Here is an 18,494-nt window from a genome sequence, read left to right as displayed (position 1 = left end):
ATGACAGTACCGAACTGTGCTAGGCCCTCGGCATCAAGCGAGGTCCGCAAGCAAGGGAAGTCGACGCCGGCACAATTGCCGTCAAGACGCGTCCGACGGCCCGTTAAATGTTGCCGTGTGTTCAATCTCAGGGCTGACACGTCCGCACATGGAACTGGCGGATTCGTTCCCCGATCATTCGCATTCACGCCGCACTGGTGCCAGCAGAGCTGCGGCCAGCAGAAACGTCGCAAGGAGCACCGTCGTGGTCATGCCCGGAATTTGGACGGCGATTCCTGTGGCGGCAAGCAACTCACAGGCGGCAATCCTGTTCAGCGTGGGAGGTTGCGACTTGTTGGACTGCCGAACCCGATTACGCACGGTCGCGGCTCGACGATCTGATGGGCCGATTGCAGGCCCTACTGTCCACCACCGACGCTCGGGTGTTGCCCGGTGATCGATCGGGGTGTCAGCCGCCTCTGGTCGGAGCCGTCGGGCTTCATCGATGCCAACTCGACGCCGGTCGACAGGCTGATGTCGGTGACAAGTTCACCGGATTGTGTTGTTGCCCTCGAATAGAAGATGCGTGAACCATCCGGCGTGAACTCGGGATGCACCGCGTACGTGGTGGTGAGCTGCGTGATCTCGCCGCCGCCCACGGGCATCGAGTAGATCTCCGACCCGTTGTTCCCACCGCGGTTGCTGGCGAAGACGAGAGTGGACCCGTCAGGCGACATGACCGGGTCTGCGTTCCAGAACTGATCTCGCAGAACGACCTTCGGTTCACCTCCTGCCGTAGGCACTTCGAGGATGTACCCGGAGACGTCGAACAGGATCTTGGAGCCATCCGGTGAGAACGACGTCGCGTATGCCGCCTCGTCCTTGGTCACCTCACGGACATCGGAGCCATCCGAGTTCATCACTCTGATGCTCTCACCGTCCTTGAATGCGATCGCCGACCCATCAGGGGAGAACTCGGGTTGGCCTCCGCTTCCGTGGAGGGTGCGTCGTTCACCGGACTCGAGGTCTTGGACAACGAGACCGTCGCGGACGCTGTAGACCAGCTGTGTGCCGTCGGGCGATACCACTGCGTCGTTTATGTAGTTGCCGTGGGACATGTCATCGGCCACCGTCGGAGTGACCTGGCGCAACCCGGTGCCGTCGGAGTTCACGACGAACACCTGACCCCAGCCGTCGTCGAAAGACACCACAAGGGGTGACGGAGAGGGAGGCGGATCCTCGGCACACCCGACCAGCAGACCCGACGCAGCAAGCAGGACCGCTATCGACCGGAAGAATCGCATCGGGCCATCATTGCAGACCGGCCAGTACGGGATCGTTCATGTAAGAAAGTTTCCATATCGCTGCGACATGTAAAAAATCATCCACATGTTTACATGTCAGCAGCGTCCCCATCAACCGGGATTCCGCCTGGTAAGTACCAGCAACAACGAAGGATGGGTGGGCAACTCGGACAGTCGGATCGCGAAGGCCTCCTCGCTGCCCCCTACGACTGTCTTCACGACCGGAAATCTGCCGGAAAGGCAGAAGTCCTCGATCGTTTACCCGCCTGCAGCGTACGTTGCCCGAAGGTACTGCTCGGCGCGATCCGAGCCGATGATTCCCGGGCCCATTTTGTTCATCATGTACGAGAACGTCATTCGGGTATCCGGGTGCATGACGATGAGCGATCCGCCCCATCCTCCCCAGAAGCAGATGCGTTCGTCCGGGATGTAGGGCACTGTGTCCGGTTGCGGGAGTCCGAAGCCGATACCGAATCGCAGGGGCACGCCCAGTGCGAGGTCGATTCCGTTGCTCTGCTCCAGGAAGATCAAATCGATCACGTCCGGCCCCAGCAGGCGTACACCGTCGACTTCACCGCCCCGCGAGATCACCGACAGGATCCGGGCGACCGAACGAGCATTGCCATGGCCGTTGACCGCGCCCATGTCCGCACGTCTCCAAGCCGGGGTGTTCGCAGACGCAGCCTGGACGAGTGGGCCCAGGAATGTTCGACGCCTGATCTTCAGCGGATCGGAGTACGTATCCGCGGCCGGTGGCGGCGGCGGTACGACGTCGGCGATGCGGTGCCAGTCCTTCTCGTCCGCCCCGATCTGGAAGTCCGCGGCCAGAGGTCCTGCCATCTCGTCGGCGACGAACGAGCGCAACGACTTTCCAGCGACGCGTCGTACCAGCTCTCCGATCAAATGTCCCTGATCGGCAGCGTGATAGCCGGATGTGGTCCTCGAATCCCACCACGGCGCCTGAGCCGCGAGCCTCGATGTCGCCAAGTCCCAGTCGTACATGTCCTCGGTGGAGAACGGCCGATCCCATCCCGAGACGCCGGAGGTATGCGACATCAGGTGTCGTACCTCGATCTGATCCTTCCCTGCGGCCGCGAACTCCGGCCAGTACTGCGCAACAGGCGAATACGGGTCCAGCAACCCACGGTCGATCAGCATCAACGCCGCCAGGCTGGTGACGGTCTTCGTCGTCGACCAGACGTTGGTGATCGTGTCCTCGGTCCACTCCGCCGTTCGATCCACGTCGCGGTACCCGCCCCAGATATCGACGACGCGCCTGCCGTCGATGTCGACGACGATCGACGCACCGAGCTCGTCACCCGAATCGATGTTGGCGGCCAGAGCATCCCGCACACCGCTGAACTCGGTAAGGCACTCACCGTGAACCGTCATGCGCGGGCACCCAGAAGGCGGTGGACAGCAAGTTCGACATAGTTGTCCGCGACGTCCTCGATGCTCAGTTCACCGTCGTCGTGAAACCAGTTGCTGATTCCGTTCAGCATGTCCGTCACCGCGAACGAGGCGAGCCGCGCGTCGGGCACCGTGAATTCACCCGTGCGCATCCCCGCGGCCACCACGTCGCGCACACGACGTTGATACTGACGGCGATAGTCCTCGACCACAGACCGATGTTCTGTTGTCAGCGATGCCAATTCGTGCAAACCGACGATGTACTCGACGCGTCGAGAATTGAGATGCACCAGGTGTGCGCGAACCAGCGACGACATTCGCTCGGTCGGTGTGCCCGGCGCGTCGAGCAGCGGAAGTGTCTCCTCCACCGGGACCTGCGTGACCGTCAGACAGATCGCGAACAGGATGTCTTCCTTGGACGGGAAGTGGTGATACAGGCTGGCACCCTTGATGCCCACGGAGTCGGCGATATCGCGCATCCCGACGTTCGCGTAACCGTCGCGCGCGAAGATCTCGGCGGCTTTCGCCGCGATGTCCTCCTTGCGGCGCCTGGTGCGGATCTGGCGAGGGACCGCCACCTCCGATCCGTCGGGCGCGGTCACCCGACCTCCGTCGCGACACTCATCTTCCGCAATTCACGCTTGAGGATCTTGCCCTGCGCATCCACCGGGAGCTCCTCGATGACGTGCACGGCCTTCGGCGCCTTGTACGAAGCCAGCGACGTCCGGCAGTGCTCGATCAGCGCGGCCGGATCCGGCGTCGACCCCTCTGCCGCGATGACGAACGCCGTGACGGCCTCGGACCAGTACGGATCCGGCATCCCGACGACGGCAGCACGCAGCACGTCCGGGTGCGCGTGCAGAGCGCGTTCGACTTCCTGGGACGACACGTTCATACCTCCGGATTTGATCATGTCCTTCATACGATCGTAGAAGAACAGATTTCCGTCGGCGTCGATACGCACCATGTCACCGGTGTGCACCCAGCCATCCGCGAAGACGTCGGCCGTCTTGGCCTCGTCCTTGAAGTACCCGAGCATCACCGACGGTGTCCGGCAGAGCAGTTCACCGATCTCCGCCTCGTTGCCCTCCGCGTCGACCACTTTGATTTCGAGGTGCGTGACCGGCTTACCGATCCACGACGCATCGCCACCCGGAATGTCGTCGAGAGTGGTGAACCAGCCGACCGAACCCAGCTGAGACAGCTCCGACTGGCCCCAATACGTTCCCCAGATCGCCTCCGGCGCAGCCTGAGCCCACGCGGTGATGGTGTGCGGAGAGACCTGACCGCCGTAGGTGAGACAGCGTCGAACCTGCCCGACGGCGGCAGACCCGAAGCTCGCCTCCCGCGCCAGCGCCAGATAGAACGTCGGAGTCTGCGCGATGACGGAGATGTTCTCGTCGGCGATGATCTGCAGCGACCTCGTGGGATCGGCCGTCGCAGGCAGGACCAGCGTCGCCCCCATCAACGTCAACGTCGTCATCGAACCCAAGCCGGCGATGGTGTGGAACGGCATGACGAACAACCACGTGTCCTCCGGCCCCGTCCGCAGTCCCCAACTCCACGCCGGTGCCGTCGAGATCAGGAAGTTCCGGTGCGGAATCATCACACCCTTGGGCGCGGCCTCGGTACCCGAGGTGTAGACGACCATCGCGACGTCGTTCTCGTCCATGTCGACGTCAGGTTCCGTGGTGGCCGTGTCCGCGGTGAGTTCGTCGTAGTGAGCCCCGAATCCGACGAGCGTCGCGGAATCCGGCTTCACCGATGCGATGACATCGAGGAACTCGGGATCGGCGACGATCACCGTCGGCTCGGCATGCTCGAGTTGGTGCTTCACCTCCGGCGCTCGGTAGAGCACGTTGATGCCCGTGAACGCGGCACCGACCTTGAGCGTGCCGTAGTACGCGACAACGACGTCGACGCTGTTGCGCGCCATCGACGCGACGCGATCACCGTGCCCGACACCGAGATCGAGAAGCAGGTTGGCGAATCGATTGGCGCGTGTATCGAGGTCCGCGTAGGTGGTGACCACACGGGCACCTGCTGCGTCGTAACTGATGAACGCCGTCTTGTCGGGCTGGGTGCGCGCGTGGCGACGAAGTTGATCGCCGATGGTCGCGCGGCCGATGGCGGATCGGTGCTGAGGGGCGGGTCCGGGCACGGTGGGCTCCTGAGGTCTTAGAGTGCGGGGACTCTCTACAGTGCGGGGGACAGATCGAACATCGGCTGCGAGAAAGTCTCCAGCGCAACGATTTCCTCGACCGGGCTGCGTGTCAGCTTCTTCGGGAAGTTCTTCTCCGGGTAGCCGACGGTGATGTGCGCGGCAGTGATGTACTCGTCGGGAATCTCCAGCATTGCGCGGACAGCCGGCTCCTCGTGGCACAGCAGCGTGGTGACGGCCGTCGCGACGCCCTGATCGCGGAGCGCCAGGCACAGGTTCTGCACAGTGGGGTAGATCGATGCACCGCCGACGACGGAGAGTCGGCCGAGCTCGTGGTCGGTGGGGTGAAGCCCGTCCATCGCGGCGCAGACCACGACGATCGCAGGGACCTCGGCGAGGTGACGGGCGAAATAGTCCGCATCCTGCACGGTCTTCGGCAAGGCCCCCACCGCGACGGTGCCACCGGTGATGCCGGCGAAGTAGGCGTCCCACATGGGGAGATACAGATCCGCGAGTGCTTGCTTGCGCGCAGCGTCACGGACGACGATCCATCGCACCGGCTGACGGTTGCCGCCCTGCGGACCGAAGCGGGCGACGTCGAACGCGCTCTTGAACACCTCGTCGGGTACCGGCTCGGTCGAGTAGCGCCGACATGTGCCGGTGGTGCGCATTGCCTCGGTGAGTTCCATGAGGAGTTCCCTTCGCCTGTCCGCTGTTAGGTAGTGGTGACAGCATTATGTGGCGCAAGCCACATTGTCAAGGGCTGAAATCCGACGTCGTTCGGCTATTGCGTCAGTTTGCCTAACTGTGGTTAGTTTGCGAGAGGCCCGTGCGACTCGTGCCCCGAAGGAGGTTCCGGTGACCGTCACAGCCCCGACTGCACTGAGAAGAGATCGGCTGGTCCGAGCACTCGACGCGGCCAACATGCCCAGTCTCGTCGCCGTGCTCTATCAACTCACCGGCGACCGCGCATGGCTCGAAGACCCGTACCGCCCGACGCGCAGCCGCGGCATGGACGACAACGACGGCGGCGGATTCGCACCCGAGGTAGCCGACATCATCCGAGCCGCCGCACTGGACGCGATCACCAGCGGACGACCCCCAGCACTACCGTCGCCCACAGGAGACGATCTGGTCGAGATGATCTCCGCCGCCGTCGGCGAATCCGTCCCACCCGAGTTCGCGGAGATGGTCGCCGAGGACATGGGGTTCACCTCCCAACCCTCGCCCCAGGATCCTTCTGCGACGCCGACGCCGTGTGACTTCTCGGTCATCGTGATCGGCGCCGGCGTGTCCGGCATGCTCGCCGCAATCAAGCTGCAGGAAGCCGGTATCGAGCACATCGTCCTCGAGAAGAACTCCGATGTCGGCGGCGGATGGTTCGAGAACACCTACCCCGGCGCGGGCGTGGACACCCCGAGCCACCTGTACTCGTACTCGTTCGCCCCGCGGTCCTGGTCCACGCACTTCGGCAAGCGCGATGAGGTGTGGCAGTACCTCAGTGACGTTGCGGCCGAGCATGATCTGCGGGATCGAATCAGGTTCGACACCGAGGTCGATTCCGCCGTGTATCAGCCGGACACACAATCGTGGACCGTCACCACGATGGACGGCGACACCCTGACGGCCGACATCGTCATCACCGCAACCGGCCAGCTCAATCGGCCGAAGGTGCCGAACATTCCGGGACTGGACACGTTCGACGGTCCCATCTTCCACACCGCCGAATGGCCCGACGACCTCGACCTGCAAGGCAAGCGGGTAGCCATCGTCGGCACCGGCGCCAGCGCGATGCAGGTCCTACCCGCCATCGCCGAAACCGTCGGGCATGCGACGGTGTTCCAGCGATCACCGCAATGGGTGGCGTCGAGCGACGTGTACTTCGAACCCATCGACGACGACGTCAGCTACCTCATGGAAGCCGTTCCGCTGTACCGATTGTGGTACCGAGTGCGGCTTGCCTGGAACTTCAACGACCGTGTTCATCCGTCCCTGCAGGTCGATCCCGACTGGGAGAACCCGAGCCGCTCGATCAACGCCATCAACGACGCGCACCGCCGCGTCTTCACGCGGTACGTCGAGAAGGAACTCGACGGCAGGCCGGACCTCATCGAGAAGTCTCTGCCCGACTACCCGCCCTTCGGCAAGAGGATGCTGCTCGACAACGGGTGGTACGCCGCGCTCAAACGCGACAACGTCACGTTGGTGACCGAAGGAGTCGCATCCATCGGACCGGACTCCGTCGTCGGGTCCGGCGGACACGTCGCCGAGGTCGACGTCGTGATCCTCGCAACCGGATTCGAAACCCACAAGCTGTTGAGCCCCATCGACATTCGAGGACGATCCGGTGTCTCGATCAAGGACTATTGGGGACCCGAAGACGCCCACGCACACCTCGGCATCACCGTCCCCGACTTCCCCAACCTGTTCCTCACCTGCGGACCGGGAACCGTACTCGGCCACGGCGGAAGCTACATCACCATCGCCGAATGCCAAGTGCGCTACATCGTCGACTTGCTACGCACCATGGCGGACAACAACATCGGCGCCGTCGAATGCAAACCAGAAGTGGAACAGGACTACGTCCGACGCCACGACGACGCCCACTCCCGCATGATCTGGACCCACCAGGGCATGGACAACTGGTACCGCAACGACGCCGGCCGAGTCGTCTCCACACTCCCCTGGCGCATCGTCGACTACTGGAACATGACCCGACACGCAGATCTCGACGACTTCGACGTCGAGAGCGCGAGGAGGTAGCGCGCACCGGTCCTGGTGTAACAGTTGCGCACGCGTGAGCCGGGATCCCGCCTGACGGGTACGCAATTGTTACGGCAGTCCCGGGCCGTTCGCTGGGGTAGACCGACAGTCCCCGTCTGTGGTACCAATTTCCTATGACTTCAATCGACACGTCGAAAGGCGCATGAGCGCCCGTACGTTCACCACCTTCGGTCCCAGCGAACCGGGGTGTAGATCATGAAACTCGCGGAAGCCCTCGCGGAACGAGGCGAACTGGTACGCCACACCGAACATTTGAAGGTTCGGATTCTGGCCAACTCCCGGCATCAAGAAGGCGAAACGCCTGCAGAAGATGCAGGCAGACTGCTGTCCGAGCTCAGTGCAGCGCTCGATCGGCTGGAAGTGCTGATCCGGACGATCAATCGCACGAACAGTGCCGCACCCATCGGAGACGGAACCATCACTGATGCGTTGGCCCACCGAGATGTGCTGCGGATCAGACGCAGAGTCCTCACCGCCGCCGCCGACGCTGCGTCCGGTCAGGAACGAGAACGCTACGGCCCGCGGCAACTGAGATCGGAGTTGACGTATGTTGCGGCACTACCAGTGGCCGAATTGCGCAGCACAGCAGACGATCTTGCTACCCGGATTCGGCTGATCGACCTCACGATACAGAGCGCCAATTGGGAACATGATCTGCTGACGGACTGAGGAATTGTCAGGTAGTAGGTAGCTTTCGTTCGAAGCGAGCACGTCCCGCGGTCGGCGGACATCCGACCACCCTCTTGCGTGACGAGCAACGCCCTAATAGACACTGCAGCTCAGCATATTTCACGCATCACGGTGTAAAGCGCACATATCATCACCGAGTGCTGGTCGAACGAAAGCGAGGGTGGGCATGGGGCCACCTGACAACAACAACACGATCCAATCACCGGGCCTGCGTCTCCGTCATGACGCATCGACTATGACCCGCATACAGCACAGGACCAGACGACCACGCTCGAACAACGGGACGCTCGACTTGCTCGACCAGTGGCGCCGACGCGTGGAACGCGTCGAGCGGCGCGTAGCTTTCGAGTCATCCCGTCCCACATCGAACTTCGATACCTATCCCGCCATCGTCGCGGGGCCGACCGGCTGTCCCGCATGTGACGGCCCGTTCACGGGCAACGGAACCCGAGACCGCCTCGAACGGATAATGCGGGGCAACAGCCGCAAAGCCCACCGCCTCAGGGCAGCAGTCACTCACCTCGACGAAAGATACCGCGCCGCAACGGTAGAAGTCGACGCACCTGCCGGCTTGCAATGGTGGGACCGCCGCTTGCCATGGGTATGACGGCGCACGACTTCTACGCGGTTGGAATGATCGGAGTCATCGCGCCCTTCCGTATGACTTTGTCACTTGTCGCAATTGCCAACCCGCGACGAGTGGCCTGTGCAACGATCATCCGATCGAACGGATCTCTGTGCGCCCACTCGAGCTGACCCGCCAAGGTGGCGTCTGCTGAATTCATGGTCAATTCCTGCGCAGCCATGGCCGCCAGCGAGTCCGACCAACTCGACAACACCCCACTACCATCGAGACGCCCCAGCCTCGTCTTGATCGAGATTTCCCACGCGGACGCGGCAGAGACGAACAACTCGTTGGATGGATCCTCGAGAACCGCGAGCGCAGGTTGCGCAATCTTCTGCGGGGACGTCAGCAGCCATAGAAGCGCATTGGTGTCGAGCAAGACTGCGGTCACGACGGCGCGTCCCACGCCGTCAACTCGTCCTCGGGGATCGGCTCGTCGAAGTCCTCCGGAATCACCAACCCTGGGAACTGGCCGAATCTTCGCGTCGTGGGCGCGACCGGCGATATGACAGCGACGGGTCGCCCGTGAGAGGTGACAGTCACGGGGCTGCCAGTTCTCTCCACTTCGGACAGGATGGCGTTCAGTTTCGCTTTCGCTTCCGTACTGCTCACCGTCCTCATGACATCAGCGTACCCAAAATTGACTAGTCCAACTAGTCAGATAAGGCCGACCGAGAACCCCGGCTGTCCGCTCGCGTCAGAATCACGTACGCCCCCGCCGCGACAAGGACGGAACCGACGCTGATTGCCGTCGACGTCCACTCCCATCCGCTCCGAGAGAAGACAGGCTGCATGCTCGTCAGCGGGGTGTACGCAGTCCACCCGAACTCGGCGACGACCGGGACCGCCACTGCTATCGGGGTGGTCACGGCGATCACCGAGGCCGGTGGGCTCGTCGGAAGCAGCGACGCGAATAGGAGTCCGAGGGCGACGGGCAGGATCACTACGGTGGCTGCCGATTCGATGGGGTCGAGCTGAGAATCGGCGAGAAGTCCAACCGCTGCAACCAGCGCGATCAACAGGAAACCCACCATGGGGAGCGAACGCCGCCACCCCACCACGACGCCCACGACCAACAACGCAACGAACACCACGGCAGAAGCGAATCCCATCGACCCCGTCGTCGGAGCCGCCACGTACGCCAAAGCGGCGAGCACAACGGTGCCGGTCGTCCAGGGCAAGGCGAACGCCGCGCCGACGAGCAACGGCACCACAGCGATGCCCAGAAGCCAGCGATCCTGCATCGCTCCGTCCGCACCGAGCCGGTCCACCGAGCGCACGAACAGCCAGTACAGAACCAGGCCGCCGGCAGGGACCAGCATCCCCACGGTCAGCACTCGCGTCCGGTGCTGCACCCGCTCGACAACCCCCTCGACATTCGAGGGAATCAACAGAACAGCCAACACCGCAAGGGCTACGAGAATGTAGTGCCCGGACGAAGCGTTGGAGAGGTACTCGGCATAGCGGACCGGGCTCGATTCGATGTGCGGCACCAACACCATGCCGGAGAGCACACCGACTACCAACGCGCACTGCACGGTTCGGCGATTACCGGCACCGGCGAGCACCGCACAACCACCGAGAATCAACCCACCCGCGATCGCACGCAGATGCATCTGCACGTCGAACGAACCGAAAGACACAGCCGCGAGCAACACGACCCCGATACCCGTTGTCGCGTAGACAGTTCGACGGCCGGTCACGAACACAGCCACCACAACGGCCACGACGGCTGCCAGTGTGGCCGCCGCAGCCGCACTTCCGACGAAGACGTCGAGGCGGTCCCCTCCCGCGACATACGCGAAGTTACGCGCCGGCGTGACCACCACCGCCCACACTGCCGTGAACGCACCGACGAAAACGGTCAGGTGAGCGAATACGCGTCGTGCAATCACGTCGAGCAGCTTGTCACGTCTTGTCCGGTTATGCCGCTGAAGGAAAGTCACTCGACCGCGCTGCGGTCGGCACGGCACGATGGAGGTCATGGACTTCACCGTGTCGGTGCTTGCGGACCGACCCGACCTCGCCGAGACCGCGTGGGGCATGCCCGATTCCTGGCCGACGTTCATGACCCACGACCCCATCGCGTCGCTGTACTACCGACCGGAAGTGGTCGAGCGTTTCGCCGATTTCACTCTCGTGTGCCAGGACGAATCCGGATCGGTCGTCGGAAAAGCTCATTCGATTCCGTTGTACGTTTCTGCTGGTGGCGGCCTGTCCGACGATGGCTGGGACGGCGCCGTCCTCCGAGGGATCCGCGACCGTATGACAGCAGTCGTCCCGAACACCGTGTGTGCGCTGGAAATCGCTGTGACGCCGGAAATGCAAGGCCATGGCCTGTCTTCGGTACTACTGACAGGTTTGCGTGAGAACGCGGGACGCCTCGGATTCGACGAACTCATCGCCCCCGTACGACCCAATGGCAAGACCGACCCCCGCGAATCGATGAGCTCCTACGCGGCTGGACGTCGACAGGACGGACTGCCCGCGGATCCGTGGTTGAGGGTCCATGTACGAGCCGGGGGAACGATCGCCGGAGTCGCACCCCGGTCCATGGTCATCCCAGGCACTCTCGAGGACTGGCGGACGTGGACGGGTCTGCCGTTCGACCAGTCCGGGCCCGTCGACGTTCCAGGCGCTCTCGCGCCCGTGTTGTGCGACGCGCGGCAAGGCACCGCGGTCTACGTGGAACCGAACGTGTGGGTGAGGCACCGAACCAAGGCCTGAACAACAAAACGGCCGCCGGGAAACCGACGGCCGAGGATTACACAAGTCGAGTCAGATGGTCACAACTACGCGGCTGCGACGTCGTCCGCATCGAGAGGCGGTACAACCGTGAGGGGCCTAGCTTCGGGAGCCAGCCCGAGAATGGATTCCCACCACGCCTGCCGCTGAACGTTTTCTTTCCATACCACTACGTCGTGCTCGTCATGCATACGTTTACTTGCCCTCCGCCGTCTTCGATAGCCGTGTCGCGCAAGTGCAGGAGTGCCCCGAAGGCGGCGATACCAAACCGGACCTCCGGTCGGATGTGATGTTTCTCCCTGCCATCCAGGGGTATAGCCGGAGTGCTGATGCATTCCCAGCACGCCTTCGAAGGCGGAATAGCGACAGTCAAGTCCCGGCGTCGCAGACAACCCGATCGTTCACGCTCGATGCACTGCTGTCCTAGGGAGAATCGTGTATCTACACACCGAACAATTGATCAACGACATCGCCGTCGACGAGCCGGATCCGGCCGCTGCCAACGCCCTTCAGGAGGGCCTCGGCGGACAGTTCGGCGAAATGCGCACCATGATGCAATACCTGTTCCAGTCCATGAACTTTCGTGGAGATCCGGCATCGAAACCGTACAAGGACCTCTTGCAGGGCGTCGGTACGGAAGAGATCAGCCACGTCGAACTCATCGGCACCACCATCTCCCGTTTGCTCGACGGATCCCCCGAATACAACGGCAAGAAGACGGACCCCGTCGACAAGCCCGGCGCCAAAGGCGCTACACCCCTGAAGATTGCTCTGGACACCAGCAACATTCACCACTATCTCGTCGGCGCACAGGGCGCCCTCCCGGTCGATGCTGCAGGAAACCCGTGGTCGGGCTCCTACGTCTACAACAGCGGCAACCTCGTGCTGGATCTGCTGTACAACCTGATGTTGGAATCGACCGGCCGCCTTCAGAAATGCCGCATCTACGAAATGACCGACAACAAGACGGCCCGCTCGACGATCTCCTACCTGATCGTCCGCGACCAGGCGCACGAGAACGCGTTCGCCAAAGCATTGGAAAGCCTGGGCGTGAACTGGGGCTCGGTGCTGCCGATCCCCAAGACCAACGCGGAGCGGTTCCCCGAGGTCAAGAAACTGCTGGACAAGGGCTTGCAGAGCATCCAGTACACCTTCAGCGCCGACGACAAGAGCCAGGCGGCCAAGCTCTACCGCGGCGCCTCACCGTCGAACGACGGAACCGAATTGTCCACGGCCATCATGCCGGAAGGCGTCCCCATCAAGATCTCGCCCGAGCGGCGTGAGGAGTTCTCACCGGGCCTCGACAAGGACCTGCTGGCGCTGATCCAGGCCACCGCCGAGGTGGAGATCGCCGCAGCGAACGACCCGAAGATCAAGTAACACAACCGAATCAAGGCAGGTGGAGGCGACGCGGTGACACCGCGTCGCCCTCCACGTGTTTCCCCACCACATCACGGAGGTTCGCATGCGACCGAGACGGACCCACGACGAAGCGGTCGACGCGACGCACGATCGGCAGGAGACCACACCTCTCGCCCGCGCGATCAGCGGAAAGATGTTGTTCGTCTTCATCCTCGGCGATGTGCTGGGAGCCGGCATCTACGCCCTCGTCGGCGAAATTGCGGGAGAAGTGGGCGGGGCCGTCTGGGTGCCCCTCGTCGTCGCACTGGTGATGGCGATGCTCACCGCCGCGTCCTATGCAGAACTGGTCACCAAATATCCCCGCGCCGGCGGCGCAGCTGTATTTGCTCAGCGTGCCTACAAACTCCCGATCGTGTCGTTCATGGTCGGTTTCTGCATGCTGGCAGCCGGCGTGACCAGCGCGGCCGGGCTGGCACTCGCCTTCTCCGGTGACTACCTGCAGGTCTTCGTGGGCGTTCCCACCGTGCCCGCAGCACTGGCGTTCCTGGTCATCGTCGCCCTCCTCAATGCACGCGGCATCACCGAGTCTCTCCGCGCCAACCTCGTCATGACGGTCGTCGAGGTGTCCGGCTTGGTCCTGATCATCGCGCTCGCCGGGCTGGTACTCGGGCGCGGCGACGGCGACCCATCGCGCGTTCTCGAGTTCGACGGCACCACGACGCCCGCCCTGGCGGTGCTCGGCGCAGCGCTGCTGGCGTTCTACTCGTTCGTCGGATTCGAGACCTCCGCCAACATCGCCGAGGAAGTGAAGGACGTCCGTCGGGTCTATCCGCGGGCACTCTTCGGGGCACTCGCCGCAGCCGGAGCGGTGTACGCACTGGTCGGCCTCGCCGTCACCACCGTCGTACCGCCGGAGACCCTCGCCGAGTCGAGCGGGCCGCTCCTCGAAGTGGTCGACGCCGCCGACGCCGGCATTCCCGCGTGGTTCTTCAGCCTCATCGCACTCGTCGCCGTGGCGAACGGAGCTTTGCTGACCATGATCATGGCCTCACGGCTGACCTTCGGAATGGCTCGCGACGGCCTGCTCCCCTCCGTCCTCGCCAAGGTCCTTCCCCGACGCCGCACGCCATGGACGGCGATCATCGCCACCACCGTCGTCGCGATGGGACTCTGCCTCACGGGATCGGTGGCAGCCCTGGCGGAAACCGTCGTGCTGCTGTTGCTGTTCGTGTTCGTCAGCACCAACGTCGCCGTCCTCGTCCTGCGTCGCGACGACACCGGCGAGGACCACTTCCGCGCGCCGACGATCCTGCCGATCCTCGCGCTCGTGACCTGCGTGGTGCTGGCTACCCAGCAATCCGCCGAAACCTGGCTTCGTGCAGCACTACTCCTGGCCGTGGGCGTCCTGCTGTACGTCGTTCGCCGGTTCACCACCGACTCGACGACGAAGAACGTTCCCGCCGAGCGCGGCTAGGTCAGAACCGCCGACAGCTTGGGCACCAGCAGGTCGGCGAGCTCTTCGTGCGCGAGAGGGCCGACGGACCACGCTCGACCGAAGTGACCCGTGAAGTCCTGACGCTCACCGTTGTAGGTGACCGTGTTGTCGGCCGCCAGGTTCAGGACGACGGTCCGGCCCTCCTGCACGCTGGGGAGCCGCTGAAGCAGCGGGCTCGCGTACCAGGCGTCGAACTCCGCCTGGTCGGCAGCCTGATTGGAGATGACCAGAACATCGCCGGTCAACGAGTCCAGCAGCTCGTCGCCCAGTTCTCCGTCCTGCGGCAGCACTGCGGCGTTGGTGTTCTCCGCGAATCCGAAGGAGGACAGCAGCGCCTCGGGCTCACTGTCGGCGGTGTTCATGAAGCCGGTGCCACTTCCGCCTCCCCAGTACACGAGGTAGTCGACGGTCTTGCCCTCGAACTCGGGGTGCTCGGCGCGGATGTTCTCGAAGGTGGTGCTGTACTCGTCGATGAACTGCTCAGCGCGGTCGGACAGGTCCAGCGCCTCGCCCAGAAGACGAAGCCGGTCTTCCCACAGCGGCGCCTCGATGCCGGCCGGTGCGCCGACGACAGGCGCGATGTCGGCCAACTGCTCGGTGTCCACAGGGTCCGCCGCAAGGGTGTCGACGACGAGGTCAGGCGTGGTGTTGGCTACCTGTTCCGCCGGATACGCAGTGTCGCCGATGGGCCAGACCGTCTCGATCTCGCCCGGGATCTTCTCCACCGCCCACGGATAGAAGTCGATCTGCTCGTCGGTGCCCACCGGCGTAACACCCAGTGCAGCAAAGAGGTCCGCGTCCCAGGAACTCGCCATCACCACACGCTCGGGACGCTCCTCGATCACCGCTGGACCGGTTGCCGTGTCCAGCGTGAGCGGATATTCGGTCTTGCCCTCGGCGGCCGGCAGCAAGGAGTCCGCAGCCGCGGCGGATTCCGTCGTCGAGCCGCTGTTCCCGGAGCACCCCGCAAGAGCCATCACGGTAATCGACGCGACCGCAACGCCACGAAGGGCAGCAGACGTCCTGGTGGAAATGTTCATCGTGGGGGATCCTCTGGACTCGACGAGCGCCACAGCGGCACCCGAGAGGGAGGTTAGACTAACCTTCCCTTCGTGTCCAGATTGTCGGAGTCAGACCTCGGGTGGCTCGTACTGGCCGTACAGCCCACGGCGCTCACCACGAAGGAACGCCTGATGCTCGGCGTCGGCGCGTGACCGAAGATCTGCGCGGTGCCGCTCCTCGAGCTCACGTCGAGCCTGGCGCTGAACCGCACTGTCCTGAATCAACCACAGCGCAACAGCCAGAATTGCAACCGCACCGAACAACACCCAGAATCGCAGTACGAGACCCAAGGCCATGACCGCCACCAGCAGCGCAGTGACCACCAGCCTGACGTCGCCCACGCTCCATCGCCACCCGCCCGCGCCGTAGCGCGAACCGTCGTCGATGGTTCCGCTGGCCATATCACCCACGGTACCGGCGCAGACCGGCGAGCACCGCCCGATCTCCGCATCGGCTATCGATCGAGCAAATTCTCCGAGAGGTCCCACAGGCGTCGGGCGTCGTCCATGTTCGTCATCGTCTTCCACATCGACAGACGGGCAGCAGGGCCGCCGACGACACGGGATGGGCCGTAGAACTCGTCACCCTGTGCGGCGACACCCGCCGCGGCGACCACCGCAGGCATCGCTGCACTGTCCACGCTGCCGGCAATACCCACCCGCGCCAACGCGTCGACCACCCTCCGCGCGAGCGTGTCCCTGTCCCGACCCATTCCTGGCTGAGCGGCAAGCAAATTCGTCGGAGACACACCCGGGTGCGCGATGTTGCCGGTGATACCCCACCCGCCCTGCTTGCTCCGAGCATCGAGTTCGCGAGCGAACAGCGCGACCGCGATCTTCGACTGGCTGTATGCCTTGCCGACGTCGTAACTGCGTTCCCAGTTCGCGTCGTCCCAGTTGATTCCGCCGCTGCGAGCAGCAATGGACGTCTGGTTGGTGACCCGGGCACCGCCGTCGCGCAAGAGCGGTAGAAGCCCGCGGGTAAGGGCGAAGTGACCGAGATGATTGGTGCCCATCTGCAGTTCCAGACCGTCCTGCGTGACCTGCCTGCTCGGTGGCTGCATCACACCGGCGTTGTTGACGAGGATGTGAATCGGCCTCGCCTCGACCGTCAACTCATCGACAAGCGCTGCAACGGATTTCAGAGACGACAGATCCAGCGTCCGGATCGAGACGTTCGCCCCCGGCACGGTTGCCCGAATCCGCTCTGCAACTCGCTCGCCCTTCGCCGAATTACGCACGGGTAAGAGCACTTCGGCTCCCGCGGCAGCGAGACGCGTCGCGATGACACTGCCGATACCGTCGCTGGCGCCGGTCACGACAGCCAGCTTGCCTGTCGAGTCGAGAAGTTCGGTGCTGATCTTGCGTGCCATGATGGGCTCCCGTCGAAGTGGATGTGTGAACACCAGTTTCGGCGCATGAAACCCGTCGAACCAGGACCTATCGATCCACCTCTATCCGTTCACAGACCGGGCTCGGCGCCGACGACCGCGAGGAGCTGCAGCTTCTCGTAGCTTTCACTGCCGGGGACAGCGGTGTAGACGAGCAGGCGATGCGACTGATCCGGGTCCAGCAGCGTCTGACACTGCAGCTCCAGCCTGCCGACGGAGGGGTGATCGAAACGCTTGACGTCCGGCGGACGCAGCCCCACCTCGTGGGCCGCCCACAGCCGCGCGAACTCCTCGCTCTCCGACTCCAACATCTCCACCATCGTCGCGGCAGCCGACCCAGGGCCGCGCACCGCCACCACCTCACGCAACCCCGAAACGTAGAGCCGCGACAGGAATTCGCGCTCCTCGGGTGGATACAGCTCACGAGCAGCAGGATCAGCGAACCACCGGTAACCCAGACTGCGCGACGCCCCCGTGCGCAGCGAAGCATCGCCGGTCAACGCCACACCGAGAGGAGTTTGCCGCAACGTCTCACCCAGCTCGGTGATGACCTCGGCAGGAGTGTCCTGAAGCCGATCCATGATCCGCAGCAACCCGGGGCTGACGTGTTCGCTCGCCGACCCCCGCGCCGGCGGATTGTGTCCCGCCAGACGGAAGACGTGATCACGCTCCGCCAGCGTCAAGTGCAGCCCCTGAGCGATGGACGCAATCATCTCGGCGGACGGCCGCGGACCGGTCCCTCGCTCCAACCGCGCGTAATAGTCCGTGGACATGTGGGCCAGCTCCGCCACCTCCTCACGTCGCAGCCCAGCAGTTCTCCTCCGCTGGCCACGTCGCAACCCCACGTCCTCCGGCTGCAACAACGCCCGACGGCCGACCAAGAACGCCGCCAACCCTTCGCGATCGATCATGCCCTGTTCTTACCGTCAGCAGCCGGGCATTGCCAGGACTCGCGAATCCACCCATGCAGGATGGAGGCATCGACACACCCGAGGAGAGGACACCATGGCCAAACTAAGCGCTGGAATCATTCTGTACAGAACGGTGAACGGTGAGGTCGAAGTCCTCCTCGGTCACCCGGGAGGGCCGTTCTGGGCGAGGAAGGACGCCGGCGCCTGGTCGATCATCAAGGGTGAGTACGAGGACGACGAAGATCCCTGGGCCGCAGCTCAGCGCGAATTCCTCGAGGAAACCGGCTCACCGGTGCCGGCGGGCACGGACCCGATACAGCTCACACCCGTCAAGCAGCCCAGCGGAAAAATCGTGACAGCCTTCGGCGTCGAAGGTGACCTCGACGCCGCCGGCGCGCAAAGCAACACCTTCGAGATGGAATGGCCGAAGGGATCGGGAAACTTCAAGAGTTTCCCTGAAATCGACAAGCACGAATGGTTCACCTCCGACGACGCCGAAGCCAAACTGCTCAAAGGTCACCGCCCGATTCTCACTGAGCTGCTGGGCCATTTGCCCAGCTGACACGGTATGTGCGG

At 63.7% G+C, this 18,494-nt stretch carries 18 protein-coding genes; 6 read left to right on the top strand and 12 right to left on the bottom strand.

The window, feature by feature from the left end; all coding sequences use genetic code 11:
• Positions 1-398 precede the first annotated feature (398 nt).
• The 5 genes from CH290_RS07865 to CH290_RS07845 form a co-directional block, all read right to left on the bottom strand.
• The gene (locus CH290_RS07865; protein WP_033188968.1) at positions 399-1,283 is read right to left on the bottom strand and encodes a TolB family protein; all 885 of its coding nucleotides are present in this window, start codon (positions 1,281-1,283) and stop codon (positions 399-401) included.
• 258 nt (positions 1,284-1,541) lie between these two features.
• The gene (locus CH290_RS07860) at positions 1,542-2,675 is read right to left on the bottom strand and encodes an EstA family serine hydrolase (RefSeq protein ID WP_033188967.1); all 1,134 of its coding nucleotides are present in this window, start codon (positions 2,673-2,675) and stop codon (positions 1,542-1,544) included.
• Positions 2,672-3,295 (bottom strand): TetR/AcrR family transcriptional regulator, encoded by a 624-nt coding sequence (locus CH290_RS07855; RefSeq protein WP_033188966.1) that lies wholly within the window; start codon positions 3,293-3,295, stop codon positions 2,672-2,674. Before CH290_RS07855 ends, CH290_RS07860 begins: the two co-directional genes overlap by 4 nt.
• The gene (locus tag CH290_RS07850; RefSeq protein WP_033188965.1) at positions 3,292-4,854 is read right to left on the bottom strand and encodes a class I adenylate-forming enzyme family protein; all 1,563 of its coding nucleotides are present in this window, start codon (positions 4,852-4,854) and stop codon (positions 3,292-3,294) included. Before CH290_RS07850 ends, CH290_RS07855 begins: the two co-directional genes overlap by 4 nt.
• Before the next feature lie 35 nt (positions 4,855-4,889).
• Positions 4,890-5,543 (bottom strand): nitroreductase family protein, encoded by a 654-nt coding sequence (locus CH290_RS07845; RefSeq protein ID WP_020110594.1) that lies wholly within the window; start codon positions 5,541-5,543, stop codon positions 4,890-4,892.
• A gap of 169 nt (positions 5,544-5,712) precedes the next feature.
• Here CH290_RS07845 and CH290_RS07840 point away from each other — a divergent pair, with 169 nt between their 5' ends.
• The gene (locus tag CH290_RS07840) at positions 5,713-7,617 is read left to right on the top strand and encodes a flavin-containing monooxygenase (protein ID WP_033189006.1); all 1,905 of its coding nucleotides are present in this window, start codon (positions 5,713-5,715) and stop codon (positions 7,615-7,617) included.
• A gap of 216 nt (positions 7,618-7,833) precedes the next feature.
• Entirely contained in the window at positions 7,834-8,307 is a 474-nt protein-coding gene (locus tag CH290_RS07835; protein WP_033188964.1) for a DIP1984 family protein, read from the top strand.
• A gap of 641 nt (positions 8,308-8,948) precedes the next feature.
• Here CH290_RS07835 and CH290_RS07830 read toward each other — a convergent pair.
• The 3 genes from CH290_RS07830 to CH290_RS07820 are packed head-to-tail and all read right to left on the bottom strand — an operon-like array spanning position 8,949 to position 10,848.
• A complete protein-coding gene (locus CH290_RS07830) occupies positions 8,949-9,344 on the bottom strand; it encodes a type II toxin-antitoxin system VapC family toxin (protein WP_033189005.1) in 396 nt (131 codons plus the stop codon).
• A complete protein-coding gene (locus tag CH290_RS07825) occupies positions 9,341-9,574 on the bottom strand; it encodes a type II toxin-antitoxin system Phd/YefM family antitoxin (RefSeq protein WP_033188963.1) in 234 nt (77 codons plus the stop codon). Before CH290_RS07825 ends, CH290_RS07830 begins: the two co-directional genes overlap by 4 nt.
• Before the next feature lie 32 nt (positions 9,575-9,606).
• Positions 9,607-10,848: a hypothetical protein gene (locus tag CH290_RS07820; protein ID WP_230620940.1), complete on the bottom strand. Its 1,242-nt coding sequence runs from the start codon at positions 10,846-10,848 to the stop codon at positions 9,607-9,609.
• A gap of 88 nt (positions 10,849-10,936) precedes the next feature.
• Between CH290_RS07820 and CH290_RS07815 the strand changes: the two genes are divergently transcribed.
• The 3 genes from CH290_RS07815 to CH290_RS07805 all read left to right on the top strand — a co-directional run bounded on the left by CH290_RS07815 (position 10,937) and on the right by CH290_RS07805 (position 14,534).
• A complete protein-coding gene (locus CH290_RS07815) occupies positions 10,937-11,680 on the top strand; it encodes a hypothetical protein (RefSeq protein WP_033189003.1) in 744 nt (247 codons plus the stop codon).
• Positions 11,681-12,133: 453 nt separating this feature from the next.
• Positions 12,134-13,078 (top strand): manganese catalase family protein, encoded by a 945-nt coding sequence (locus CH290_RS07810; protein WP_019665728.1) that lies wholly within the window; start codon positions 12,134-12,136, stop codon positions 13,076-13,078.
• Positions 13,079-13,163: 85 nt separating this feature from the next.
• Complete coding sequence (locus CH290_RS07805; protein ID WP_230620939.1) at positions 13,164-14,534, top strand: APC family permease; 1,371 nt, start codon at positions 13,164-13,166, stop codon at positions 14,532-14,534.
• Here the strand turns inward: CH290_RS07805 and CH290_RS07800 are convergent.
• The 4 genes from CH290_RS07800 to CH290_RS07785 form a co-directional block, all read right to left on the bottom strand.
• Positions 14,531-15,595 (bottom strand): ABC transporter substrate-binding protein, encoded by a 1,065-nt coding sequence (locus CH290_RS07800; RefSeq protein ID WP_033188961.1) that lies wholly within the window; start codon positions 15,593-15,595, stop codon positions 14,531-14,533. The two genes, CH290_RS07805 and CH290_RS07800, sit on opposite strands and share 4 nt — an antisense overlap.
• A gap of 90 nt (positions 15,596-15,685) precedes the next feature.
• Positions 15,686-16,018, bottom strand: coding sequence for a hypothetical protein (locus CH290_RS07795; protein ID WP_033188960.1), 333 nt, complete (start codon positions 16,016-16,018; stop codon positions 15,686-15,688).
• Between the two features lie 53 nt (positions 16,019-16,071).
• On the bottom strand, positions 16,072-16,989 hold the full coding sequence (locus CH290_RS07790; RefSeq protein ID WP_033188959.1) for an SDR family oxidoreductase: 918 nt from the start codon (positions 16,987-16,989) through the stop codon (positions 16,072-16,074).
• A gap of 89 nt (positions 16,990-17,078) precedes the next feature.
• Positions 17,079-17,918 (bottom strand): helix-turn-helix transcriptional regulator, encoded by an 840-nt coding sequence (locus CH290_RS07785; RefSeq protein WP_033188958.1) that lies wholly within the window; start codon positions 17,916-17,918, stop codon positions 17,079-17,081.
• Between the two features lie 94 nt (positions 17,919-18,012).
• Here CH290_RS07785 and CH290_RS07780 point away from each other — a divergent pair, with 94 nt between their 5' ends.
• Positions 18,013-18,480, top strand: coding sequence for an NUDIX hydrolase (locus CH290_RS07780; RefSeq protein WP_033188957.1), 468 nt, complete (start codon positions 18,013-18,015; stop codon positions 18,478-18,480).
• Positions 18,481-18,494: the final 14 nt, after the last annotated feature.

This window comes from Rhodococcus sp. 06-156-4 (assembly GCF_002259345.1).
In the GTDB taxonomy this organism is placed as follows: domain Bacteria; phylum Actinomycetota; class Actinomycetes; order Mycobacteriales; family Mycobacteriaceae; genus Rhodococcoides; species Rhodococcoides fascians_E.
This window is presented reverse-complemented; position numbering and strand designations above follow the sequence as displayed.